At 53.1% G+C, this 21,546-nt stretch carries 20 protein-coding genes, 1 tRNA gene and 3 pseudogenes; 6 read left to right on the top strand and 18 right to left on the bottom strand.

From position 1 onward, the window contains the following. Nucleotides 1-3 precede the first annotated feature (3 nt). The 3 genes from rho to trxA all read right to left on the bottom strand — a co-directional run bounded on the left by rho (nt 4) and on the right by trxA (nt 2,011). Complete coding sequence (gene rho, locus ACLJPE_RS21575; protein ID WP_001054532.1) at nt 4-1,263, bottom strand: transcription termination factor Rho; 1,260 nt, start codon at nt 1,261-1,263, stop codon at nt 4-6. A gap of 87 nt (nt 1,264-1,350) precedes the next feature. After that, nucleotides 1,351-1,434, bottom strand: coding sequence for a rho operon leader peptide (locus ACLJPE_RS21570; RefSeq protein ID WP_134820045.1), 84 nt, complete (start codon nt 1,432-1,434; stop codon nt 1,351-1,353). Between the two features lie 247 nt (nt 1,435-1,681). After that, a complete protein-coding gene (gene trxA, locus ACLJPE_RS21565; RefSeq protein WP_001280776.1) occupies nt 1,682-2,011 on the bottom strand; it encodes a thioredoxin TrxA in 330 nt (109 codons plus the stop codon). 143 nt (nt 2,012-2,154) lie between these two features. Between trxA and rhlB the strand changes: the two genes are divergently transcribed. Further along, entirely contained in the window at nt 2,155-3,420 is a 1,266-nt protein-coding gene (rhlB, locus tag ACLJPE_RS21560) for an ATP-dependent RNA helicase RhlB (protein ID WP_000047524.1), read from the top strand. 118 nt (nt 3,421-3,538) lie between these two features. Further along, on the top strand, nt 3,539-5,020 hold the full coding sequence (gene gppA / locus ACLJPE_RS21555; protein WP_001089447.1) for a guanosine-5'-triphosphate,3'-diphosphate diphosphatase: 1,482 nt from the start codon (nt 3,539-3,541) through the stop codon (nt 5,018-5,020). Nucleotides 5,021-5,059: 39 nt separating this feature from the next. On the opposite strand, the gene rep is transcribed toward gppA, so the two are convergent. From rep to ACLJPE_RS21540, 3 genes and pseudogenes are all read right to left on the bottom strand, one after another. Further along, the gene (rep, locus tag ACLJPE_RS21550; protein ID WP_023233062.1) at nt 5,060-7,084 is read right to left on the bottom strand and encodes a DNA helicase Rep; all 2,025 of its coding nucleotides are present in this window, start codon (nt 7,082-7,084) and stop codon (nt 5,060-5,062) included. A gap of 99 nt (nt 7,085-7,183) precedes the next feature. Continuing rightward, a pseudogene (locus ACLJPE_RS21545) lies at nt 7,184-7,308 on the bottom strand (nicotinamide riboside transporter PnuC); the annotation flags it as partial. Then, a pseudogene (locus ACLJPE_RS21540) lies at nt 7,260-7,415 on the bottom strand (Crp/Fnr family transcriptional regulator); the annotation flags it as partial. The pseudogenes ACLJPE_RS21545 and ACLJPE_RS21540, both read right to left, overlap by 49 nt. Before the next feature lie 193 nt (nt 7,416-7,608). On the opposite strand from ACLJPE_RS21540, the gene ppiC reads away from it, so the two are divergent. Next, nucleotides 7,609-7,890, top strand: coding sequence for a peptidylprolyl isomerase PpiC (ppiC, locus tag ACLJPE_RS21535; RefSeq protein ID WP_001096806.1), 282 nt, complete (start codon nt 7,609-7,611; stop codon nt 7,888-7,890). Nucleotides 7,891-7,981: 91 nt separating this feature from the next. On the opposite strand, the gene ilvC is transcribed toward ppiC, so the two are convergent. Further along, nucleotides 7,982-9,457: a ketol-acid reductoisomerase gene (gene ilvC / locus ACLJPE_RS21530; protein ID WP_023233060.1), complete on the bottom strand. Its 1,476-nt coding sequence runs from the start codon at nt 9,455-9,457 to the stop codon at nt 7,982-7,984. 164 nt (nt 9,458-9,621) lie between these two features. Here ilvC and ilvY point away from each other — a divergent pair, with 164 nt between their 5' ends. Continuing rightward, entirely contained in the window at nt 9,622-10,509 is an 888-nt protein-coding gene (ilvY, locus tag ACLJPE_RS21525) for an HTH-type transcriptional activator IlvY (protein WP_000365797.1), read from the top strand. Nucleotides 10,510-10,511: 2 nt separating this feature from the next. Here ilvY and ACLJPE_RS21520 read toward each other — a convergent pair whose 3' ends face one another. The 9 genes and pseudogenes from ACLJPE_RS21520 to ilvL all read right to left on the bottom strand — a co-directional run bounded on the left by ACLJPE_RS21520 (nt 10,512) and on the right by ilvL (nt 18,094). Further along, a complete protein-coding gene (locus tag ACLJPE_RS21520; RefSeq protein WP_000560831.1) occupies nt 10,512-10,853 on the bottom strand; it encodes a helix-turn-helix domain-containing protein in 342 nt (113 codons plus the stop codon). Further along, a pseudogene (locus ACLJPE_RS21515) lies at nt 10,850-11,166 on the bottom strand (type II toxin-antitoxin system RelE/ParE family toxin). The gene ACLJPE_RS21520 and the pseudogene ACLJPE_RS21515 overlap by 4 nt, the downstream one beginning before the upstream one ends. A 281-nt stretch (nt 11,167-11,447) precedes the next feature. Beyond that, nucleotides 11,448-12,992, bottom strand: coding sequence for a threonine ammonia-lyase, biosynthetic (ilvA, locus tag ACLJPE_RS21510; protein ID WP_023213943.1), 1,545 nt, complete (start codon nt 12,990-12,992; stop codon nt 11,448-11,450). A 2-nt stretch (nt 12,993-12,994) separates the two neighbouring features. Beyond that, nucleotides 12,995-14,845, bottom strand: a complete 1,851-nt coding sequence (gene ilvD, locus ACLJPE_RS21505; RefSeq protein WP_023213942.1) for a dihydroxy-acid dehydratase — start codon at nt 14,843-14,845, stop codon at nt 12,995-12,997. A gap of 157 nt (nt 14,846-15,002) precedes the next feature. Beyond that, a complete protein-coding gene (ilvE, locus tag ACLJPE_RS21500; protein ID WP_000208528.1) occupies nt 15,003-15,932 on the bottom strand; it encodes a branched-chain-amino-acid transaminase in 930 nt (309 codons plus the stop codon). Nucleotides 15,933-15,949: 17 nt separating this feature from the next. Then, on the bottom strand, nt 15,950-16,213 hold the full coding sequence (gene ilvM / locus ACLJPE_RS21495; RefSeq protein ID WP_000983260.1) for an acetolactate synthase 2 small subunit: 264 nt from the start codon (nt 16,211-16,213) through the stop codon (nt 15,950-15,952). After that, a complete protein-coding gene (ilvG, locus tag ACLJPE_RS21490; RefSeq protein ID WP_023233058.1) occupies nt 16,210-17,856 on the bottom strand; it encodes an acetolactate synthase 2 catalytic subunit in 1,647 nt (548 codons plus the stop codon). Before ilvG ends, ilvM begins: the two co-directional genes overlap by 4 nt. Before the next feature lie 2 nt (nt 17,857-17,858). Further along, nucleotides 17,859-17,909 carry a peptide IlvX gene (ilvX, locus tag ACLJPE_RS21485; RefSeq protein ID WP_192930503.1) on the bottom strand — a complete coding sequence of 17 codons (51 nt, stop codon included), beginning with the start codon at nt 17,907-17,909 and terminating at the stop codon, nt 17,859-17,861. Nucleotides 17,910-17,995: 86 nt separating this feature from the next. Further along, entirely contained in the window at nt 17,996-18,094 is a 99-nt protein-coding gene (gene ilvL, locus ACLJPE_RS21480; RefSeq protein ID WP_001311244.1) for an ilv operon leader peptide, read from the bottom strand. 351 nt (nt 18,095-18,445) lie between these two features. On the opposite strand from ilvL, the gene ACLJPE_RS21475 reads away from it, so the two are divergent. Beyond that, nucleotides 18,446-19,966, top strand: coding sequence for a YifB family Mg chelatase-like AAA ATPase (locus ACLJPE_RS21475; RefSeq protein ID WP_000050218.1), 1,521 nt, complete (start codon nt 18,446-18,448; stop codon nt 19,964-19,966). A gap of 24 nt (nt 19,967-19,990) precedes the next feature. On the opposite strand, the gene maoP is transcribed toward ACLJPE_RS21475, so the two are convergent. Then, nucleotides 19,991-20,329: a macrodomain Ori organization protein MaoP gene (maoP, locus tag ACLJPE_RS21470; RefSeq protein ID WP_000840996.1), complete on the bottom strand. Its 339-nt coding sequence runs from the start codon at nt 20,327-20,329 to the stop codon at nt 19,991-19,993. Between the two features lie 106 nt (nt 20,330-20,435). Between maoP and hdfR the strand changes: the two genes are divergently transcribed. After that, nucleotides 20,436-21,284, top strand: a complete 849-nt coding sequence (hdfR, locus tag ACLJPE_RS21465) for an HTH-type transcriptional regulator HdfR (RefSeq protein ID WP_001541181.1) — start codon at nt 20,436-20,438, stop codon at nt 21,282-21,284. 102 nt (nt 21,285-21,386) lie between these two features. Here the strand turns inward: hdfR and ACLJPE_RS21460 are convergent. Beyond that, nucleotides 21,387-21,462 (bottom strand) — tRNA-Trp (locus ACLJPE_RS21460). Nucleotides 21,463-21,546 lie beyond the last annotated feature (84 nt).

The raw sequence follows: 21,546 nt of genomic DNA, 5'->3' as shown, positions 1-21,546 counted from the left end.
AGGTTATGAGCGCTTCATCATCTCGAAAAAGTCGTCATTAGTTTTGGTCATCGCCAGTTTGTTAATGAGGAATTCCATCGCGTCAATTTCACCCATCGGATGGATGATTTTACGCAGGATCCACATTTTCTGCAGCTCTTCCTGAGTGGTGAGCAGCTCTTCTTTACGGGTACCGGAACGGTTGTAGTCGATAGCCGGGAAGACACGTTTTTCAGCGATCTTACGCGAAAGATGCAGCTCCATGTTACCGGTACCTTTAAACTCTTCGTAGATAACTTCGTCCATCTTGGAACCGGTATCGATCAGCGCCGTCGCGATGATCGTCAGGCTACCGCCCTCTTCCACGTTACGCGCCGCGCCGAAGAAACGCTTCGGACGATGCAGGGCGTTAGCGTCCACACCACCGGTCAATACTTTACCGGAAGCCGGCACCACGGTGTTGTAGGCACGCGCCAGACGGGTGATGGAGTCGAGCAGAATGATAACGTCTTTCTTGTGTTCAACCAGACGTTTCGCCTTCTCGATAACCATTTCAGCAACCTGAACGTGGCGGGATGCCGGTTCGTCAAAGGTAGACGCAACCACTTCGCCTTTCACCAGACGCTGCATCTCGGTTACTTCTTCCGGACGTTCGTCAATCAGCAGCACCATCAGCACGCAGTCTGGGTGGTTATACGCGATGCTCTGCGCGATGTTCTGCAGCAGCATGGTTTTACCCGCCTTCGGCGGCGCGACAATCAGACCGCGCTGGCCGCGACCGATCGGCGAAGCCAGATCCAGAACGCGTGCCGTTAAGTCTTCGGTAGAACCGTTACCACGCTCCATACGCAGACGAGAGTTTGCGTGCAGCGGGGTTAAGTTCTCAAAGAGGATTTTGTTACGGGCGTTTTCCGGTTTGTCGTAGTTAACTTCGTTAACTTTCAACAGCGCAAAATAGCGTTCACCTTCTTTCGGCGGGCGAATCTTACCAGAAATGGTATCACCAGTGCGGAGGTTGAAACGGCGGATTTGGCTGGGGGAAACGTAGATATCATCAGGACCGGCGAGGTAGGAGCTGTCTGCAGAACGGAGGAAACCAAATCCATCCTGCAATATCTCCAGCACACCGTCGCCAAAGATATCTTCGCCACTCTTTGCGTGCTGCTTCAGGATGGCAAAAATAATGTCCTGCTTGCGCATACGGGCCAGGTTTTCCAGCCCCATACTTTCGCCGAGAGTGATCAGCTCAGAAACCGGCGTATTCTTTAATTCGGTAAGATTCATAATGGTGTGAGTTCTTAAACTTGGGGTAAATCTCGAACTTAATGTTGTGAATGGTATGGCAGGGTCATCCATGCCTGTTTACGGCTATCAACTCATGTCTGTTCGCTGTCTGGTCACAGGAAAGTACGCAGAACTGAAACGACAAGACGGAATGAGCGAAGAGCCAGGAATCTTTCCACTTCTCGTGCGAGAAAAAACGGGAAGTGACGGATAAAACCAGATTCAAACTTAATAAGGTATGTTTAATTCGAAGTCAATACTAACTTAGCACGACTCAGACCGGGCGTCCAGAGATCCTGACAATTTAAGAATAACGTAAGGACAACAGACGCCACGAAACTGCCTGATACCTTAATCATTCGTCGAATGACAGACGCCTGACCATACAGCGCCTTTGTCATTCGACGTATAAAAGGTATTACGCCAGATTGGCGTCGAGAAACTCTTTCAACTGACCTTTAGACAGTGCGCCTACTTTGGTTGCCGCCACTTCGCCGTTTTTAAACAGCAGCAGAGTCGGAATACCGCGGATGCCATATTTAGGCGCAGTACCTGGGTTCTGGTCAATGTTCAGTTTGGCAACGGTCAATTTGCCCTGATATTCGTCAGCGATTTCATCCAGAATCGGAGCGATCATTTTACACGGCCCGCACCACTCTGCCCAGAAATCAACGAGGATAGCCCCGTCCGCTTTGAGTACATCCGTGTCAAAACTGTCGTCAGTCAGGTGAATAATTTTATCGCTCATATATAACTCCACAGGAATAAGCCTGGCGTGTTGGTGTAGCATTAACCAACGAGGTGCTGATGTTAACTTCGCCAACAAAGGTTGACTTTATTTCACCGGATACGCTTTCGTAAAGCAATAGTAAGCTGATATTCTACCACACTATGAGCAAAACACATTTAACAGAACAGAAGTTTTCCGACTTCGCCCTGCACCCTCAGGTGGTTGAAGCCCTTGAAAAAAAAGGGTTTTATAATTGTACGCCCATTCAGGCACTGGCCCTTCCGCTAACGCTGGCGGGTCGTGACGTTGCAGGGCAGGCGCAAACCGGTACCGGGAAAACGATGGCGTTTCTGACGTCAACGTTTCATTATTTACTTTCTCATCCCGCGATCGACGATCGCAAGGTGAACCAGCCGCGCGCGCTGATCATGGCGCCGACGCGTGAATTAGCCGTACAAATTCACGCAGACGCGGAGCCGTTGGCGCAAGCGACTGGCTTAAAATTAGGCCTGGCTTACGGCGGCGATGGTTACGACAAGCAGCTTAAAGTGCTGGAAAGCGGCGTTGATATTCTTATTGGTACGACGGGCCGACTGATCGACTACGCCAAACAAAATCACATTAACCTCGGCGCCATTCAGGTCGTCGTACTCGATGAAGCCGATCGCATGTACGATTTGGGCTTTATTAAAGATATCCGCTGGCTGTTCCGTCGTATGCCGCCGGCTGCGCAGCGTCTGAACATGTTGTTCTCCGCCACCCTGTCTTATCGGGTTCGCGAACTGGCGTTTGAACAGATGAACAACGCCGAATATGTTGAAGTGGAACCGGAGCAAAAGACCGGCCACCGCATTAAAGAAGAGCTTTTCTACCCCTCTAATGAAGAGAAAATGCGTTTACTGCAAACGCTGATCGAAGAAGAGTGGCCGGATCGCGCCATTATTTTCGCCAACACCAAGCATCGTTGCGAAGATATCTGGGGACATCTGGCGGCAGATGGCCATCGTGTTGGTCTGCTGACCGGTGACGTCGCGCAGAAAAAGCGCCTACGGATTCTGGATGAGTTCACCCGCGGCGATCTGGATATTCTTGTGGCGACCGATGTCGCGGCGCGCGGGTTGCATATCCCCGCCGTAACGCACGTCTTTAACTACGATCTGCCAGATGATTGTGAAGACTATGTTCACCGTATCGGTCGTACCGGTCGCGCTGGCGCCAGCGGACATTCCATCAGCCTGGCTTGCGAAGAGTATGCGCTGAATCTGCCCGCCATTGAGAGCTATATCGGCCACTCGATTCCGGTCAGCAAATACAATCCGGAAGCGCTCATGAACGATCTACCCAAGCCGTTGCGCCTGACGCGTGCGCGTCCTGGCAATGGTCCGCGCCGCGCTGGCGCTCCGCGTAATCGTCGTCGTTCAGGTTAAGAAAAGTTATGCCATACACAAAATCATTTAGCCTGTATCAAGGCGGCAAGAAAACAAATCCCGATGAGCTTAGGAAGAGTACGCAGCCAACACGGATACAGGTTGAAGGATGAAGTGTATGAATTCCACCTCGTTGTATGCCGCTATTGATCTCGGTTCCAATAGTTTTCATATGCTGGTCGTGCGCGAGGCGGCGGGAAGCATCCAGACGCTGACCCGAATAAAACGCAAGGTGCGTCTGGCCGCAGGTCTGAACAACGACAACCACCTTTCAGCTGAAGCGATGGAACGCGGCTGGCAATGTCTGCGCCTGTTTGCTGAACGTTTGCAGGATATTCCGCAGCCGCAAATCCGCGTGGTTGCCACCGCAACATTGCGTCTCGCCGTCAATGCGGGTGAATTTATCGCGAAAGCGCAGACTATCCTTGGTTGTCCGGTGCAGGTTATCAGCGGCGAAGAAGAGGCGCGGCTGATTTATCAGGGGGTCGCTCATACCACCGGTGGCGCAGATCAGCGGCTGGTGGTGGATATCGGCGGCGCCAGCACTGAACTGGTTACCGGCACTGGCGCGCAAACCACGTCGCTGTTTAGCCTGTCGATGGGCTGCGTAACGTGGCTTGAACGCTATTTTAGCGATCGTAATCTGGCGCAAGAAAACTTTGATGATGCGGAGAAGGCCGCGCGCGATGTACTGCGTCCGGTCGCCGATGAACTGCGTTTTCATGGCTGGAAGGTCTGCGTGGGTGCCTCCGGCACCGTACAGGCATTGCAGGAAATCATGATGGCGCAGGGGATGGACGAGCGCATTACGCTCGCCAAACTGCAGCAGCTAAAACAACGCGCGATACAGTGCGGGCGTCTGGAAGAGCTGGAAATCGAAGGCCTGACGCTGGAGCGCGCGCTGGTTTTCCCAAGCGGGCTGGCTATTCTGATCGCGATATTTACCGAGCTGAACATCCAGAGCATGACGCTGGCAGGCGGCGCGTTACGCGAAGGGCTGGTGTATGGGATGTTGCATCTGGCGGTAGATCAGGATATCCGCAGCCGCACGCTGCGAAACATTCAGCGTCGGTTTATCGTCGATACCGATCAGGCAAATCGCGTGGCGAAGCTGGCAGATAACTTCCTCAAACAGGTAGAAAATGCCTGGCATATTGAGCCTATCAGTCGTGAACTGTTGCTGAGCGCTTGCCAATTGCATGAGATCGGTTTGAGCGTTGATTTTAAACAGGCACCCTATCATGCCGCCTATTTAGTACGCCATTTGGATCTGCCTGGCTATACGCCCGCGCAGAAAAAGTTGCTCGCCACCCTCTTACTGAATCAGACCAATCCGGTCGATCTCTCTTCGCTTCATCAGCAAAACGCGGTACCGCCCCGTGTTGCGGAACAGCTATGCCGTTTGCTGCGACTGGCGATTCTTTTTGCCGGTCGCCGTCGTGACGATCTGGTACCAGAAATTACGCTACAGGCGCTAAATGAAAATCTGACGTTAACCTTGCCTGGCGACTGGCTGGCGCATCACCCGCTGGGTAAAGAGTTGATTGATCAGGAAAGCCAGTGGCAAAGCTATGTACACTGGCCGCTGGACGTTCGCTAACCGTAGTCTGATTGCCGGATGACGCTTCGCTTATCCGGCCTACGATTTCGCTCGCTTTGCCGCCATCATGGCTTTCAGATTAGCCAGGTGACTTTGCCCTTTTTGCATTCGCTCCTCAGCGCTTACCACTTTGCGCTCCTGCTCCCAGATTAAATCATCCTGCGGGAGTTCTAACAGGAAGCGGCTGGGTTCCGGGCGCACCAGTTCCCCATACTGACGGCGCTCTTTACATAATGTAAAGGTAAGCTCTTTTTGCGCGCGAGTGATCCCGACATAGGCCAGCCGACGCTCTTCCTCAATATTATCTTCGTCAATGCTGCTTTGATGCGGCAAAAATCCTTCTTCCATTCCCACCATATAGACATACGGGAATTCCAGTCCTTTCGACGCATGAAGCGTCATCAACTGTACCTGATCCAGCTCTTCTTCGCTCTCGCCACGCTCCATCATATCGCGCAGCGTAAAGCGTGTAACCACCTGGGTGAGCGTCATCGGCTCATCGAGTTCGTTGCCTTCCAGCATCTCAGTCATCCAGCTAAAGAGCTGGTTAACGTTTTTCATACGCATTTCCGCCGCTTTGGGGCTCGGCGAGGTTTCGTACAACCAGGATTCATAGTCAATACCGTGGATGAGATCGCGCACGGCGGCGACAGGCTCGCGTTCGGCCAGACGCTGGATTTCCCCCAGCCAGTGGGTAAAACGCGTCAATGAATCGTAACCACGTCCGGTCAGCTTTTGACTAAGTCCCATATCAAAGCTGGCGGTAAACAGGCTCTTATTACGCGTCATTGCCCATTCACCCAGCTTTTGCAGCGTGGCCGGACCGATTTCGCGTTTTGGCGTATTCACGATGCGCAGGAAAGCGCTGTCATCATCCGGGTTGGTCAACACCCGCAGGTAGGCCAGCAGGTCTTTAATCTCCGGACGGGAGAAAAATGAGGTGCCGCCGGAAATTTTGTACGGAATACGGTTCTGCATGAGGAATTTTTCAAATACCCGCGACTGATGATTCCCGCGATACAGAATGGCGTAATCCTTGTACTGGGTCTTGTTCACAAAGTGATGGGCAATCAGTTCGCCGGTAACGCGCTCAGCTTCATGCTCTTCATTGTTTGCGCTTAACACTTTGAGTTCCGCGCCGTAACCGAGCTCGGAAAAGAGGCGCTTTTCAAAGACGTGCGGATTGTTGGCGATGAGAATATTCGCCGCTTTCAGGATGCGGCCCGAAGAACGATAGTTTTGCTCCAGTTTAATCACCTGCAGCGCCGGAAAGTCCTGGCTCAGTAACACCAGGTTTTGCGGACGCGCCCCGCGCCAGGAGTAGATAGACTGATCGTCATCGCCTACGACCGTAAAGCGCGCGCGTTGCCCGACCAGCAGCTTAACCAACTCATACTGGCTGGTGTTAGTATCCTGATATTCATCCACCAGCAGATAACGAATTTTATTCTGCCAGCGCTCGCGCACCTCGTCATTGCGTTGCAGCAGCAGCGTCGGCAGCAAAATCAAATCATCAAAATCGAGAACGTTGCATGCCTTCATATGGGCGTCGTAAAGCCCGTAGCAGTGGGCAAAAATACGATCGCGTTCACCTTTCGCCCCCGCCGCTGCCTGTGCAGGCGTTTTGAGATCGTTTTTCCAGTTGGAAATCGTGGAGATCAGCCGTTGCAACAGAACCTTGTCGTCTTCGATCAGGCCTTCGGTCAGCTCTTTGAGCAAGGCGACCTGGTCGGTATCGTCAAACAATGAAAAGTTCGATTTCATCCCCAGCGCAGCGTACTCGCGCTTAATAATATCCAGCCCTAGCGTATGAAAGGTGGAGATCATCAAACCGCGCGCTTCCTTACGGCCGAGCGTCTGCCCGACGCGTTCTTTCATCTCACGCGCTGCCTTGTTGGTAAACGTCACCGCCGCAATATGCCGGGCCTGATAGCCGCATCCGCGGATCAGGTGGGCGATTTTATTGGTAATTACGCGAGTTTTACCAGAACCCGCTCCTGCCAGCACCAGGCAGGGTCCGGTGACGAATTCGACAGCGTGTTGTTGGCCGGGATTTAAACGCATGGGAATAGTGCTCAATCTTCGAACGGGGGAGGGATTGTAGCAGAAAGCGAGGCCCAGAGAAGACCAGGCTGCTTTTTCAGGCAGCCTGGAAAAGGTCAATCAGCAGGCTCTGGCGGCAAGCGGCGTATAGCCATTACGCTGTGCGCTCTTGATCCAACTGTAAGAACCCCCGTCAGCAGAACATACTCAAGCGACATCGCATAAACGCCCTGTACTGCATGATTTCCAACGGGCAGTATTTGAGTAATTCATAGAGCACTGGGTCGCGTACGACCTGGCGTAGCCCTAAAAGCCAGTCGTCTGGAAATTCTGCGTTTTTCATTATGTTCATGGTATCTCGCCCCTTGTCAGAAAGGACAGGACCGTCGTCCCGCACATCCGAAATACGCCCGCTAAAAATGCCGCTTATCTCCCGGTTCATTAAATCAGGCGGGACATCTGTCCTGTAATGGCGAAGAGTATATGTCTGACGGCCTAAGGAGTGATAAAGTGACGGCCAATCTTTGCGACGTGAGAACACAATAATGGCAAAAATGGCAGCAGCACTGCATATCCTTGTAAAAGAAGAGAAACTGGCTTTAGATCTTCTGGAGCAAATTAAAAACGGCGGCGATTTTGAGAAGCTGGCGAAGAAGCATTCTATCTGCCCATCCGGTAAAAAAGGCGGTCATTTAGGCGAATTTCGTCAGGGCCAGATGGTTCCGGCATTCGATAAAGTAGTCTTTTCCTGCCCGGTACTGGAGCCAACCGGCCCGCTGCATACCCAGTTCGGTTACCACATCATTAAAGTATTGTATCGCAAATAAAAAGCCGGGTGGCGGCTACGCCTTACCCGGCCTACATCGTCTGCTTGATTTTGTAGGTCGGGTAAGCGCTAGCGCCACCCGACAAGGTATATCAACCCGCTACCGCAATACGCTTCATATCCGTCATATAGCCGCGCAGTTTCTTACCTACCTGCTCAATCGCATGACTACGAATCGCATCGTTCACGTCGCGAAGCTGTGCGTTGTCTACCGCGCCTTCCGGGATAGCACTACCCAGATCGCCCGGTTGCAATTCCGCCATAAACGGTTTCAGCAGCGGTACGCAAGCGTAAGAGAACAGGTAGTTACCGTATTCTGCGGTATCGGAGATAACCACGTTCATTTCGTACAGACGCTTACGGGCGATGGTGTTGGCGATCAGCGGCAGTTCGTGCAGTGATTCGTAGTAAGCGGACTCTTCGATGATGCCGGAATCGACCATGGTTTCGAACGCCAGCTCAACGCCCGCTTTCACCATCGCAATCATCAGCACGCCTTTATCGAAGTACTCCTGCTCGCCGATTTTACCTTCAAACTGCGGCGCGGTTTCGAACGCGGTTTTACCGGTCTCTTCACGCCAGGTCAGCAGTTTCTTATCGTCGTTAGCCCAGTCAGCCATCATGCCGGACGAGAATTCGCCGGAGATGATGTCATCCATGTGTTTCTGGAACAACGGCGCCATGATCTCTTTCAGCTGTTCGGACAGCGCGTAAGCACGCAGTTTCGCCGGGTTAGACAGACGGTCCATCATCAGGGTGATGCCGCCCTGCTTCAGCGCTTCGGTGATGGTTTCCCAGCCAAACTGAATCAGTTTTTCGGCGTATGCCGGGTCGGTGCCTTCTGCCACCAGCTTGTCGAAGCACAGCAGAGAACCGGCCTGCAACATACCGCACAGAATAGTCTGCTCGCCCATCAGGTCGGATTTCACTTCCGCCACGAAAGAAGATTCCAGTACGCCCGCACGGTGACCGCCGGTGGCTGCCGCCCAGGCTTTAGCAATCGCCATGCCTTCGCCTTTCGGGTCGTTTTCCGGGTGAACGGCGATCAGCGTCGGCACGCCGAAACCACGTTTGTATTCTTCACGCACTTCGGTACCCGGGCATTTCGGCGCTACCATCACCACGGTGATGTCTTTACGGATCTGCTCGCCCACTTCCACGATGTTAAAGCCGTGGGAGTAGCCCAGCGCCGCGCCGTCTTTCATCAGCGGCTGTACGGAGCGCACCACGTCGGAGTGCTGTTTGTCTGGCGTCAGGTTAACCACCAGGTCAGCCTGCGGGATCAGGTCTTCGTAGGTACCCACTTTGAAGCCGTTTTCGGTCGCTTTACGCCAGGAAGCACGCTTCTCAGCAATGGCTTCTTTACGCAGGGCGTAGGAAATATCCAGACCGGAGTCACGCATGTTCAGGCCCTGGTTCAGCCCCTGAGCGCCACAGCCGACGATGACCACTTTTTTACCCTGCAGGTAGCTCGCACCATCGGCGAATTCGTCGCGGCCCATAAAGCGACATTTACCCAGCTGCGCCAGCTGCTGGCGCAGATTCAGTGTATTAAAGTAGTTAGCCATGATGGTGTACTCCGTGATGTTGTGTTGTCGCGCTTATTGTTCGGTTTACAGATTGCTATCTGTGCGAATGAACCCACATTACAACAGGAAATTTATTGCGGAAATTGATATATTCACAACGTTATGTTGCGGTTTATGCAACGTCAAAAACCGGAGGTCTGTCTGTGGATTTACGCGATCTAAAAACCTTCCTGCATCTGGCGGAAAGCCGCCACTTTGGCCGCAGCGCGCGGGCGATGCACGTCAGCCCCTCCACGCTCTCCCGGCAGATTCAGCGGCTGGAAGAAGATCTCGGCCAGCCGCTGTTTGTGCGTGATAACCGCACGGTCACGCTGACCGAAGCGGGTGAAGAGCTGCGAGTGTTTGCCCAACAGACACTTTTGCAATATCAGCAGTTGCGCCATACCCTCGATCAGCAGGGGCCATCCCTTTCCGGCGAACTGCATATTTTCTGCTCGGTGACCGCGGCATACAGTCATCTGCCGCCGATCCTCGACCGTTTTCGCGCCGAACATCCCTCGGTGGAAATTAAGCTCACCACCGGCGACGCCGCCGATGCCATGGACAAAGTGGTCACCGGCGAGGCCGATCTGGCGATTGCTGGTAAGCCGGAAACGCTACCCGGCGCGGTGGCGTTTTCGATGCTGGAAAATCTGGCGGTGGTGCTGATCGCCCCGGCGCTGCCCTGCCCGGTGCGTAATCAGGTTTCGGTTGATAAGCCCGACTGGTCGACGGTGCCGTTTATCATGGCCGATCAGGGGCCGGTACGCCGCCGCATTGAGCTGTGGTTTCGCCGCCATAAAATCAGCAATCCGCAGATTTACGCCACCGTCGGCGGTCATGAAGCGATGGTTTCAATGGTGGCGCTGGGCTGCGGCGTGGCGCTGCTGCCGGAAGTGGTGCTGGAAAACAGCCCGGAACCGGTGCGCAACCGGGTAATGATTTTAGAACGTAGTGATGAAAAAACGCCGTTTGAGCTTGGCGTCTGCGCGCAAAAAAAGCGGCTGCATGAGCCGCTAATTGATGCGTTCTGGAAGATTTTACCGAATTAGTTTTACGGCCCTACCATTACCCGAACAGGCTTCCCAATACGGCTAAGCATATTCACCAGAGCATCAATGGTGAATTTGCTGCATTTCTTGTTGACGACATCAGAAACGCGCGGTCGGGATATATGCAAAACTGTAGCAACCTCGGCTTGCTTCATCTGGTTTCGCGTAATCCAGAGGGTAATTTCTTCCATGAGCTGTTCTTTAATGGCTAACGTGTTTTCGATTTCACTCAGGGAATCAATGTAAAACTTTTCTGCGTCCTGCTTATGAACCCCCAAATCAGCAAAAACATTACCGCCAGATGGCGTCACATGGCGAATATCACTATCAGTTTTGGCAATCACAAGCTGTTTCTCCGTTGTTGTACCACCCGGTTATAACGCGTTCTGGCGATGTTTTTATCGTGCTGCTGGTTTGTTGCGTCTGTTTTTGGAAACTATGCAAAACGTAGAGTGCTTCTTCAAACTTAGCGACATACATAACGCGATAGATACCATTGTTGTCACGAATCCGAATTTCATTTACCCCAGCCCCAATTTCTGAAAACGGTTTCCAGTCATCCGGTTCAATTCCATATTGAATTTTATGAAGCTGATAACCGACTGCTTTACGTACCGTTATGGGAAAAGCCAGGAGGTCCTCCAGAGAAGATCCCACTCATCGAATTTCTTTTTCATTTGAGAGAGTTCGATGAGTAACATAACATCCTTGTGTATAAAATTTTATACATTGTTTTTAACAGGTGCGAGTGATGGCGGTGCTAACGATATGGTGAGCCGAGTTTCACCACAAGCAGATTGGGCGCCTTCTGGAAAACGTCTCGCAAAATTAAATGAGTGGATGCTCCGGACTGGCAGAAAAGCCCAATAACTGAGGGAAGATAATATCTGGATATCAGGCCCACTTTACTTTGTGGGCCTGAAAAACTAAACGCTGAATTAACCCGCCAAAAAGAACCGGAACGCCGGGTTATTGCTCTCATCATGGCATTCATAGCCCAGCTCATGCAGCCGGGTTTCGAAATCCGGCTCATGATCGCCTAACTCGAACGCCGCCAGCACGCGGCCATAATCGGTACCGTGGCTGCGGTAATGGAATAACGAAATATTCCAGTGCGTGCCAAGCGTATGCAGGAATTTGAGCAACGCACCGGGCGACTCCGGAAATTCGAAACTATACAAACGCTCCTGTAATGGCTTGGAGGGGCGTCCGCCGACCATATAGCGCACATGCAGCTTCGCCATTTCATCGTCGGAGAGATCCACTACGCTATAACCGCCGTCGCACAGTTGGGTGATAATCTCTTTTCGCTCCTCCAGCCCCTGACTGACGCGGACGCCGACAAAAATACAGGCATTTTTCGCGTCGGCAAAACGGTAGTTAAATTCAGTGACCATACGCCCGCCAAGCAACTGGCAGAATTTGAGGAAGCTCCCCTTTTCTTCCGGAATGGTCACCGCCAGTAACGCTTCGCGCTGTTCCCCCAGCTCGCAGCGTTCAGACACATAGCGCAAGCCGTGGAAGTTGACGTTGGCGCCGGAAAGGACGTGCGCCAGGCGTTCGCCGCGAATATTGTGCTGAGCGATATATTTTTTCATCCCAGCCAGCGCCAGCGCGCCGGAGGGCTCCGCCACCGCACGCACATCTTCAAACAGATCTTTCATCGCCGCGCAGATCGCGTCGCTATCGACTGTAATAATGTCGTCGAGATATTCCTGGCACAGGCGGAAGGTTTCGTCGCCGATGCGTTTTACCGCCACGCCTTCAGCAAACAACCCAACGCGCGGGAGATCCACTGGATGACCGGCTTCCAACGCCGCTTTCAGGCAGGCGGAGTCCTCCGCTTCGACGGCAATCACTTTGATTTGCGGCATCAATTGTTTGATCAGCACCGCTACGCCCGCCGCCAGGCCGCCGCCGCCAACCGGCACAAAGACACGATCGAGATGCGAATCCTGCTGAAGCAGCTCCAGCGCCAGCGTGCCCTGCCCGGCGATCACCATTGGGTGATCAAACGGCGGCACCCAGGTAAAACCCTGCTGCTGCGCCAGCTCAATAGCTTTCGCTTTCGCTTCATCAAAATTAGCGCCGTGCAACAGCACTTCGCCGCCAAAACCGCGTACCGCATCGACTTTAATATCCGCCGTTGCTTTTGGCATGACGATCAGCGCCTTCACGCCAAGCCGCGCGGAGGAGAACGCCACGCCCTGTGCATGGTTCCCCGCCGACGCGGTAATCACGCCGTGGGCTTTTTGTTCTTCGGTCAATCCGGCCATCATCGCGTAAGCGCCGCGCAGCTTAAAGCTATGTACCGGCTGCCGGTCTTCGCGTTTGACGAGAATAACGTTATCCAGACGTGACGAGAGCTTTTCCATTTTTTGCAGCGGCGTCACCTGCGCCGCTTCGTATACTGGCGCGCGTAGCACCGCGCGCAGATACTCCGCCCCTTCCGGCGCGACTGACAGAGGTTGAGATTCCGCCATCATCAACCTCCCAGTTTCGATTTATCGCGCACCGCGCCTTTATCGGCGCTGGTCGCCAGGCTGGCGTAGGCACGCAGGGCAAACGAAACCTGACGCTGACGATTTTTCGGCGTCCAGGCTTTATCGCCGCGAGCTTCTTGCGCCTCGCGACGTGCGGCGATTTCAGCCTCGCTCAACTGCAACTGAATGCTGCGGTTCGGGATATCAATCGCAATGGTGTCGCCATCTTCAATCAGCGCAATAGTGCCGCCGCTGGCCGCTTCCGGCGAGACGTGGCCGATGGAAAGACCCGAAGTACCGCCGGAAAAACGCCCATCGGTGATGAGCGCGCAGGCTTTGCCCAGCCCCATCGACTTCAGGAAACTGGTCGGATAGAGCATTTCCTGCATTCCCGGCCCGCCTTTCGGCCCTTCGTAGCGGATCACGACTACATCGCCTTCCACTACTTTGCCGCCAAGAATCGCCTCTACCGCGTCGTCCTGGCTTTCATACACTTTCGCCGGGCCGGTGAATTTAAGGATGCTGTCATCCACGCCCGCGGTTTTAACGATGCAGCCGTTTTCGGCGAAGTTGCCATACAGCACCGCCAGACCGCCGTCTTTGCTATAGGCATATTCCAGCGAGCGGATGCAACCCGCTGCGCGGTCGTCATCCAGCGAATCCCAGCGGCAATCCTGCGAGAATGCCTGGGTAGTACGGATACCGGCAGGACCAGCACGGAACATTTTTTTAACCGCTTCGTCCTGCGTAATCGTGATGTCGTACTGTTCCAGCGTTTGTGGCAGCGTCAGGCCTAATACGTTTTTCACGTTGCGGTTCAGCAGCCCGGCGCGATCCAGCTCGCCTAAAATACCCAGCACACCGCCGGCACGGTGAACGTCTTCCATATGGTATTTCTGGGTACTTGGCGCCACTTTACACAACTGCGGCACCTTGCGGGACAGCTTGTCGATATCACTCATGGTGAAGTCGATTTCCGCTTCCTGCGCCGCCGCCAGTAGATGCAGAACGGTATTGGTCGAACCGCCCATCGCAATATCCAGCGTCATGGCGTTTTCAAACGCGGCTTTGCTGGCGATGTTACGCGGCAGTGCACTTTCGTCGTTTTGCTCGTAATAGCGTTTAGTCAGTTCAACAATCCGCTTACCGGCATTGAGGAACAACTGCTTCCGGTCAGTGTGAGTTGCCAGCAGCGAGCCGTTGCCCGGCTGCGACAGGCCCAGCGCTTCGGTCAGGCAGTTCATGGAGTTAGCGGTAAACATGCCGGAGCAGGAGCCGCAGGTTGGACACGCGGAGCGCTCAACCTGGTTACTTTGATCGTCAGAGACTTTCGGGTCCGCGCCCTGAATCATGGCATCAACCAGATCGAGCTTGATGATCTGATCGGACAGTTTGGTTTTCCCGGCTTCCATCGGTCCGCCGGAAACAAAGATCACCGGAATATTCAGGCGCAGCGAGGCCATGAGCATCCCTGGGGTGATTTTGTCGCAGTTAGAGATACACACCATCGCGTCAGCGCAGTGAGCGTTCACCATGTACTCCACGGAGTCGGCGATCAGCTCGCGCGACGGCAGTGAATAGAGCATACCCCCGTGCCCCATGGCGATCCCGTCATCCACGGCAATAGTGTTGAACTCTTTCGCCACACCGCCGGAAGCTTCAATCTGTTCGGCGACCAGCTTACCGAGATCGCGCAGATGAACGTGACCCGGCACAAACTGAGTGAATGAGTTCACCACGGCGATAATCGGTTTGCCAAAATCACTGTCGGTCATTCCGGTGGCGCGCCACAGCGCGCGGGCACCCGCCATATTACGACCATGGGTGGTGGTGGCGGAACGGTACTTAGGCATGCTTTATTTACTCCCCATCTTTTCCCTTCATACTTCACGCCACAGGTGCGTTGGCTGCCTCACTCACCCCAGTCACTCTACAGTAAGCTCCTGGGGATTCGCTGCGTTGCCGCCTTCCTGTGACGCAAATTATTTAGGAAAATATTAATTTTATTTATTATGAATTTACCGGATCCAACCAGCCCCATTTATCCTCGGTTTCTCCAGTGAAGAGACCAAAGAAGGCTTGTTGAATACGCTTGGTAACAGGGCCGCAACGGCCTTCACCTACCTGGATACCATCAACGCTGCGTACCGGAGTAATTTCTGCCGCGGTTCCGGACATAAACACTTCGTCGGCCAGATACAGCGATTCACGGGACAGCACCTGCTCGCGCACTTCAATACCCAGCTCTTTCGCCAGTTTGATGATCGCGTCGCGAGTAATGCCTGGCAGCGCGGAAGAGGTAAACGGCGGAGTAAACAGCACGCCATCTTTTACCTCAAACAGGTTTTCGCCTGCGCCTTCGGAGATATAGCCGTTTACATCCAGGGCGATGCCTTCCTGATAGCCGTGGCGGCGCGCTTCGCTACCCACCAGCAGTGAGGAAAGATAGTTCCCGCCCGCTTTCGCGGCGGTCGGAATGGTGTTCGGCGCAGCGCGATTCCAGGAAGAAACCATCGCATCGATCCCCTGATCCAGCGCTTCGGCGCCCAGGTATGCCCCCCACGGGAACGCGGCGATGATGACGTCAGTGGTGTATCCCGGGGGCGGGTTAACGCCCATACCGACATCGCCTACAAATACCAACGGACGGATATAGGCGCTGGTCAGATTATTTTTACGAATTACGTCGCGGCAGGCTTCCATCAGCTCATCAATACTCTGGGAAACCGGAAAACGATAAATCTTTGCTGAGTCGCGCAGGCGCTGCATATGTTCACGATGACGAAACACTACCGGGCCTTTGTGAGAGTCGTAGCACCGAATCCCTTCAAATACCGACGTACCGTAGTGCAGCGCGTGAGACATTACGTGAACCTTCGCGTCTTCCCAGCGCACCATCTCGCCATTGAACCAAATGTAATCAGCTTTTTTCGTCGTCATTTTTCTTCCTTTTGCGCTCAGGCGCGGATTTGTTGTGATGTGGCAGCGCTCTGGCAGATTGCGACATGCGCAACATCTACCAGTTTACTTAACTGACTAAACAGTAAGTCGACCGACCGGGGACTGGCAACGGTCAATTCAATATTTATATTCTGCGCATCGGTGGCGGCTTCCATATTCATGGAGCACACCTGAAAACCACGATGGCGCACCACGCGTAAAACACGTTCTAAGGTTTCTGGATTAAAGCGTGCCGATACATTGACCTGATGTTGCATCATGATAATTTCTCCAGCATTTCAGAGTTACTGGCGCCAGGCGGCACCAACGGCCAGACATTTTCAAGTTCGTCGATTGAGACGTGAAGCAGGTACGGCCCTTCGCTTGCCAACATCGTGTCGAGTGCCGCTTCAACCTGGTCTTTACGAGTAATGTGCTGGCCTGGAATGCCGAAGGCGCTGGCCAGCATGAGGAAATCGGGGTTATCGGTCAGGGTGGTTTCGCTATATCGCTCCTGGAAAAACAGTTGCTGCCATTGTCGAACCATCCCTAACCGCTGGTTGTCGAGTAAGACTATCTTCAACGGTAACTGCTTGCGTTTTACGGTGCCCAACTCCTGAACATTCATCATGAAGGAGCCGTCACCGGAGATACAGATAACGGTATCATTCGGTCGCGCTACCTGTGCGCCAACGGCCGCCGGTAAGCCGAATCCCATCGTCCCCAGACCGCTGGAAGTGATGAAATTCTCCGGGCGGGTGTAAGTCATATGCTGGGCTGACCACATCTGATGCTGCCCAACATCCGTCGTCACCACACTGTCTGCGGGTTTGCGTTCCGACAATTGCTTCAACAACAACGGCGCATAGATAGTCTCGCCAGGATGGTCATAGCGCCAGGCGTGTTCTGCGCGCAGCTCTGCACAGGACTGACGCCATGCGTCGATCTTCAGCGGTTGCTGTAATGCCGGCAACAGCGAATTTAAATCGCCCTGCAACGCGACGTGTGCCTGACGCAGTTTGTTCATTTCCGCCGGGTCGATATCCATATGGATTACGCTGGCGTTAGGAGCGAAAGTATTCAGCTTACCGGTCACCCGGTCATCAAAACGCGCACCCACTGCGATCAGTAAATCACACTCTTGCACCGCGAAATTAGCCGCTTTAGTACCGTGCATTCCCAGCATGCCCAGATAGTACGGATAATCAGCTTCAACAGCCCCCAGCCCTTTCAGCGTGCAGGTAACTGGCATTTGCGTTACCGCGATAAATTTACGCAGCGCCGGAACCGCCTGCGCCATACCAACACCACCGCCGACGTACAGCATGGGTTTTTTCGCCTGTTCCAGCATCTGGCGCGCCTGTTCCACATCAGCCTGCGGGAAGGTCGCTTCGTTAGCAACGGTAGTAAACCAGGGTTCCAGCTCACCGCTGGCCAACTGGATATCTTTCGGGATATCCACCAGAACCGGGCCAGGACGGCCAGCGTTGGCAATTTCAAAAGCCTCTGCCATGATACGAGGCAGCTCTGCCAGCGACTGCACCAGGAAGCTGTGTTTGGTACAGGCCAGCGACAGGCCTAACACATCCACCTCCTGGAACGCATCAGTGCCGATGAACGGGGCGGAAACCTGACCCGTGATCGCGACGACGGGGACCGAATCTAACAACGCATCCGCCAGGCCAGTGATCAGGTTAGTGGCGCCAGGGCCGGAAGTGGCGATACAAACACCGGTTTTGCCGGTAGAACGGGCATAACCGATTGCCGCCATTGCCGCACCCTGTTCGTGTCGGCACAACAAATGCTCCACACCACCGTCATACAACGCGTCGTAAACCGGCATAATTGCTCCGCCAGGATAACCAAATACGGTTTTCACCCCCTGCGCTCGCAAAGCATGTACCACCCACTGTGCCCCGTTCATAGTTACATCCCCGTCGTAAATCTTGAGAAACAGAATTTTATGCTGTTATTCACATTCTGCTCCTCGCTTAAGTTTTTCAGGCCAAAAAAAACCCCCGGACCTTTCGGTGCGGGGGTCTTAGTTCGTTAAGGCTTGATTTCTAAGCCTTTCCTCGTCCAAGTGCAGCCCCGCACGGTGGGATAATAATCACCACCACGCTAATCACGACCAGGCTAATCACTCGTAGAAGGGCTGTCATTTTTGTCTATTCTTGCATCTTGTTCGAAGGAATACCTAAAGAGTTACCATAGGTTTTGCCAATAGCACAAGATATTTTTTTAACCACGTTTCAGATAATGCAGGTGAATGCCTAAAAGTGCTTTGTTTTTTATAAGAAAAATTAGCAACTGAAAAATTTTCACGTTTTCCTCCCCCTTTTGGCGCGCTTTACACCCTGTTTTCCTTCTTTTCGCTTCTGCGAGCGTTCTTCCAGTTTGATGTTTCTTACCTGAAAATGACGCCAAAATTCAGGAAGCAGCCGCTAAAAAACAAAAAGTCAGTAATTCGATTTTCTCTTCTATCCCGCATAATCCACGTAACAGGAGGGATTATGTCACTGGCGATTGTTCATACTCGCGCCGCACTTGGCGTCAATGCGCCGCCTATCACTATAGAGGTGCATATCAGTAATGGATTACCGGGATTAACCATGGTTGGCCTACCGGAAACCACGGTAAAAGAGGCGCGTGACCGGGTACGTAGTGCGATTATTAATAGCGGATATGAATTTCCGGCTAAAAAAATAACCATTAACCTTGCTCCAGCCGATCTACCGAAAGAGGGCGGAAGGTATGACCTGCCTATTGCTGTTGCGCTTCTGGCCGCGTCTGAGCAGCTTACAGCGTCGAATCTTGAGGCATATGAGCTGGTGGGTGAGTTAGCGCTTACAGGCGCATTACGCGGCGTTCCTGGCGCAATATCAAGTGCAACGGAAGCCATCAGGGCCGGCAGAAATATTATCGTCGCAACAGAGAACGCGGCGGAGGTTGGGCTTATCAGCAAAGAAGGATGTTTTATCGCCGATCATCTACAAACCGTCTGCGCCTTTCTGGAAGGGAAACACGCCCTGGAAAGACCTTTAGCTCAGGATATGGCATCGTCTACCGCAACTGCCGATCTTCGCGATGTGATCGGTCAGGAGCAGGGTAAACGCGGCCTGGAGATTACAGCGGCAGGGGGACATAATCTGCTATTGATCGGCCCGCCGGGTACGGGTAAAACCATGCTGGCCAGTCGACTGAGCGGGATTCTTCCACCATTAAGCAATGAAGAGGCGTTGGAAAGCGCCGCGATCCTCAGTCTGGTTAATGCCGATACGGTACAAAAACGATGGCAGCAACGTCCCTTTCGCTCACCTCATCATAGCGCCTCACTTACTGCTATGGTCGGCGGCGGCGCAATACCCGCCCCGGGAGAGATATCGCTGGCGCACAACGGAATTTTGTTCCTTGATGAATTGCCTGAATTTGAACGACGCACACTGGATGCGCTACGTGAACCTATAGAATCCGGTCAAATTCATTTATCCCGTACCAGAGCGAAAATAACGTACCCTGCCAGGTTCCAGTTAATCGCCGCAATGAATCCCAGCCCGACCGGACATTATCAGGGAAACCATAATCGCTGCACGCCAGAACAGACACTACGTTACCTTAATCGGTTGTCAGGCCCGTTTCTTGATCGTTTTGACCTTTCGCTTGAGATACCGCTTCCACCGCCCGGGATTCTTAGCCAACACGCCTCAAAGGGTGAGAGCAGCGCTACGGTAAAAAAGCGGGTCATCGCCGCCCATGAACGGCAGTACCGACGGCAGAAGAAGTTAAACGCGCGTCTGGAGGGTCGCGAAATCCAAAAATATTGTATTTTGCATCACGATGACGCCCGCTGGCTTGAAGACACGCTGGTGCATCTTGGATTATCCATTCGCGCCTGGCAGCGTTTACTAAAAGTGGCCAGAACCATTGCCGACATAGAACTGGCTGACCAGATCTCGCGTCAGCATTTGCAGGAGGCGGTAAGCTATCGGGCGATAGACAGATTGTTAATTCATTTGCAAAAGCTGTTGGCGTAAAAAAAGGGCATTACGCCCTTTTTATTAATCATCAGCTTCGGTGTAGTCTTCTGCGCCTTCAACTTGCGGCTTGCCGCCAGACAAGGTGTGGAAGCGTTTTGGACGCTTGATACGCGTCATATACTTGGACCAGACGCGTTCTGCATCCGTTACCGGCTCGCGTTCGCCGCGACATACCGCTACAAACAGCTTCTCTTCTTCAGTCACAGGCTCACGCTTGCCAAGATCCAGATCATTAAAGGCATGACCATGACGCTCAAGCAGTTGTGCCTCTTTAATCGTGAAATCACCGTGACGAGAGAATCCACGTGGATAATGTTTATTGTCAAAATATCGATTAGTCGTCGTAAAGCTTTCCGCCATCCTGCACGCTCCTAATTCTTTGTCTGAGCTATTTATGGCGCGGAGTATTAGTTACGCTTGACAGAGTGTAAAACAAAACATTTAAATCATAACGACAAATAATTTTGTGGAGAGCACAGTGGATACGGAATTGTTAAAAACTTTCCTGGAAGTTAGCCGGACACGCCATTTCGGGCGGGCCGCAGAAGCACTTTACCTGACGCAATCCGCGGTGAGCTTTCGTATCAGGCAACTGGAGAATCAACTGGGCGTAAACCTTTTTACGCGGCACAGAAACAATATCCGTTTAACCACGGCTGGCGAAAAACTTTTACCGTATGCGGAAACGCTGATGAATACGTGGCAGGCGGCACGTAAAGAGGTGGCGCATACCTCACGCCATAACGAGTTTTCCATCGGCGCCAGCGCGTCTTTATGGGAGTGTATGCTTAACGCCTGGCTGGGGCGACTGTACCAACTACAGGAGCCGCAAAGCGGCCTGCAATTCGAAGCCAGAATCGCTCAACGGCAATCGCTTGTGAAGCAACTTCATGAACGCCAGCTTGATCTCCTCATTACTACCGAAGCGCCCAAAATGGATGAGTTCAGCAGTCAGCTGTTAGGGCACTTCACTTTGGCGTTATATTGCAGCAGCCCTGCCCGTAAGAAATCAGAACTCAATTATCTGCGGCTGGAGTGGGGCCCAGACTTCCAACAGCATGAAACCGGGTTGATCGCAGCAGATGAAGTGCCGGTATTAACAACCAGCTCAGCCGAACTCGCCCGACAGCAGCTTAGCGCATTAAATGGCTGTAGCTGGCTTCCTGTAAACTGGGCAAATGAAAAGGGCGGATTACATACCGTTGCCGACAGCGCAACGCTTTCACGGCCGCTATACGCCATTTGGCTGCAAAACAGCGATAAATACTCGCTGATCTGCGATCTGTTAAAAACGGATGTGCTGGATGAACAATGAAAATGATGAAAAGAAAAAGAAGGGAACTTACGATTACCTGATCAGATAATCAGGTAATTTCAGGCAAAAAAAAAATCCTTAGCAGATGCTAAGGATTATTTCTGGCAGGGGCGGAGAGACTCGAACTCCCAACACCCGGTTTTGGAGACCGGTGCTCTACCAATTGAACTACGCCCCTAATTAGGGTGGCGGAACGGACGGGACTCGAACCCGCGACCCCCTGCGTGACAGGCAGGTATTCTAACCAACTGAACTACCGCTC

It is taken from the genome of Salmonella sp. SAL04196 (assembly GCF_046550835.1).
Lineage (GTDB): Bacteria > Pseudomonadota > Gammaproteobacteria > Enterobacterales > Enterobacteriaceae > Salmonella > Salmonella enterica.
The sequence above is the reverse complement of the archived record's forward strand: the minus strand, read 5'-3'. Positions and strand labels throughout refer to the sequence as shown.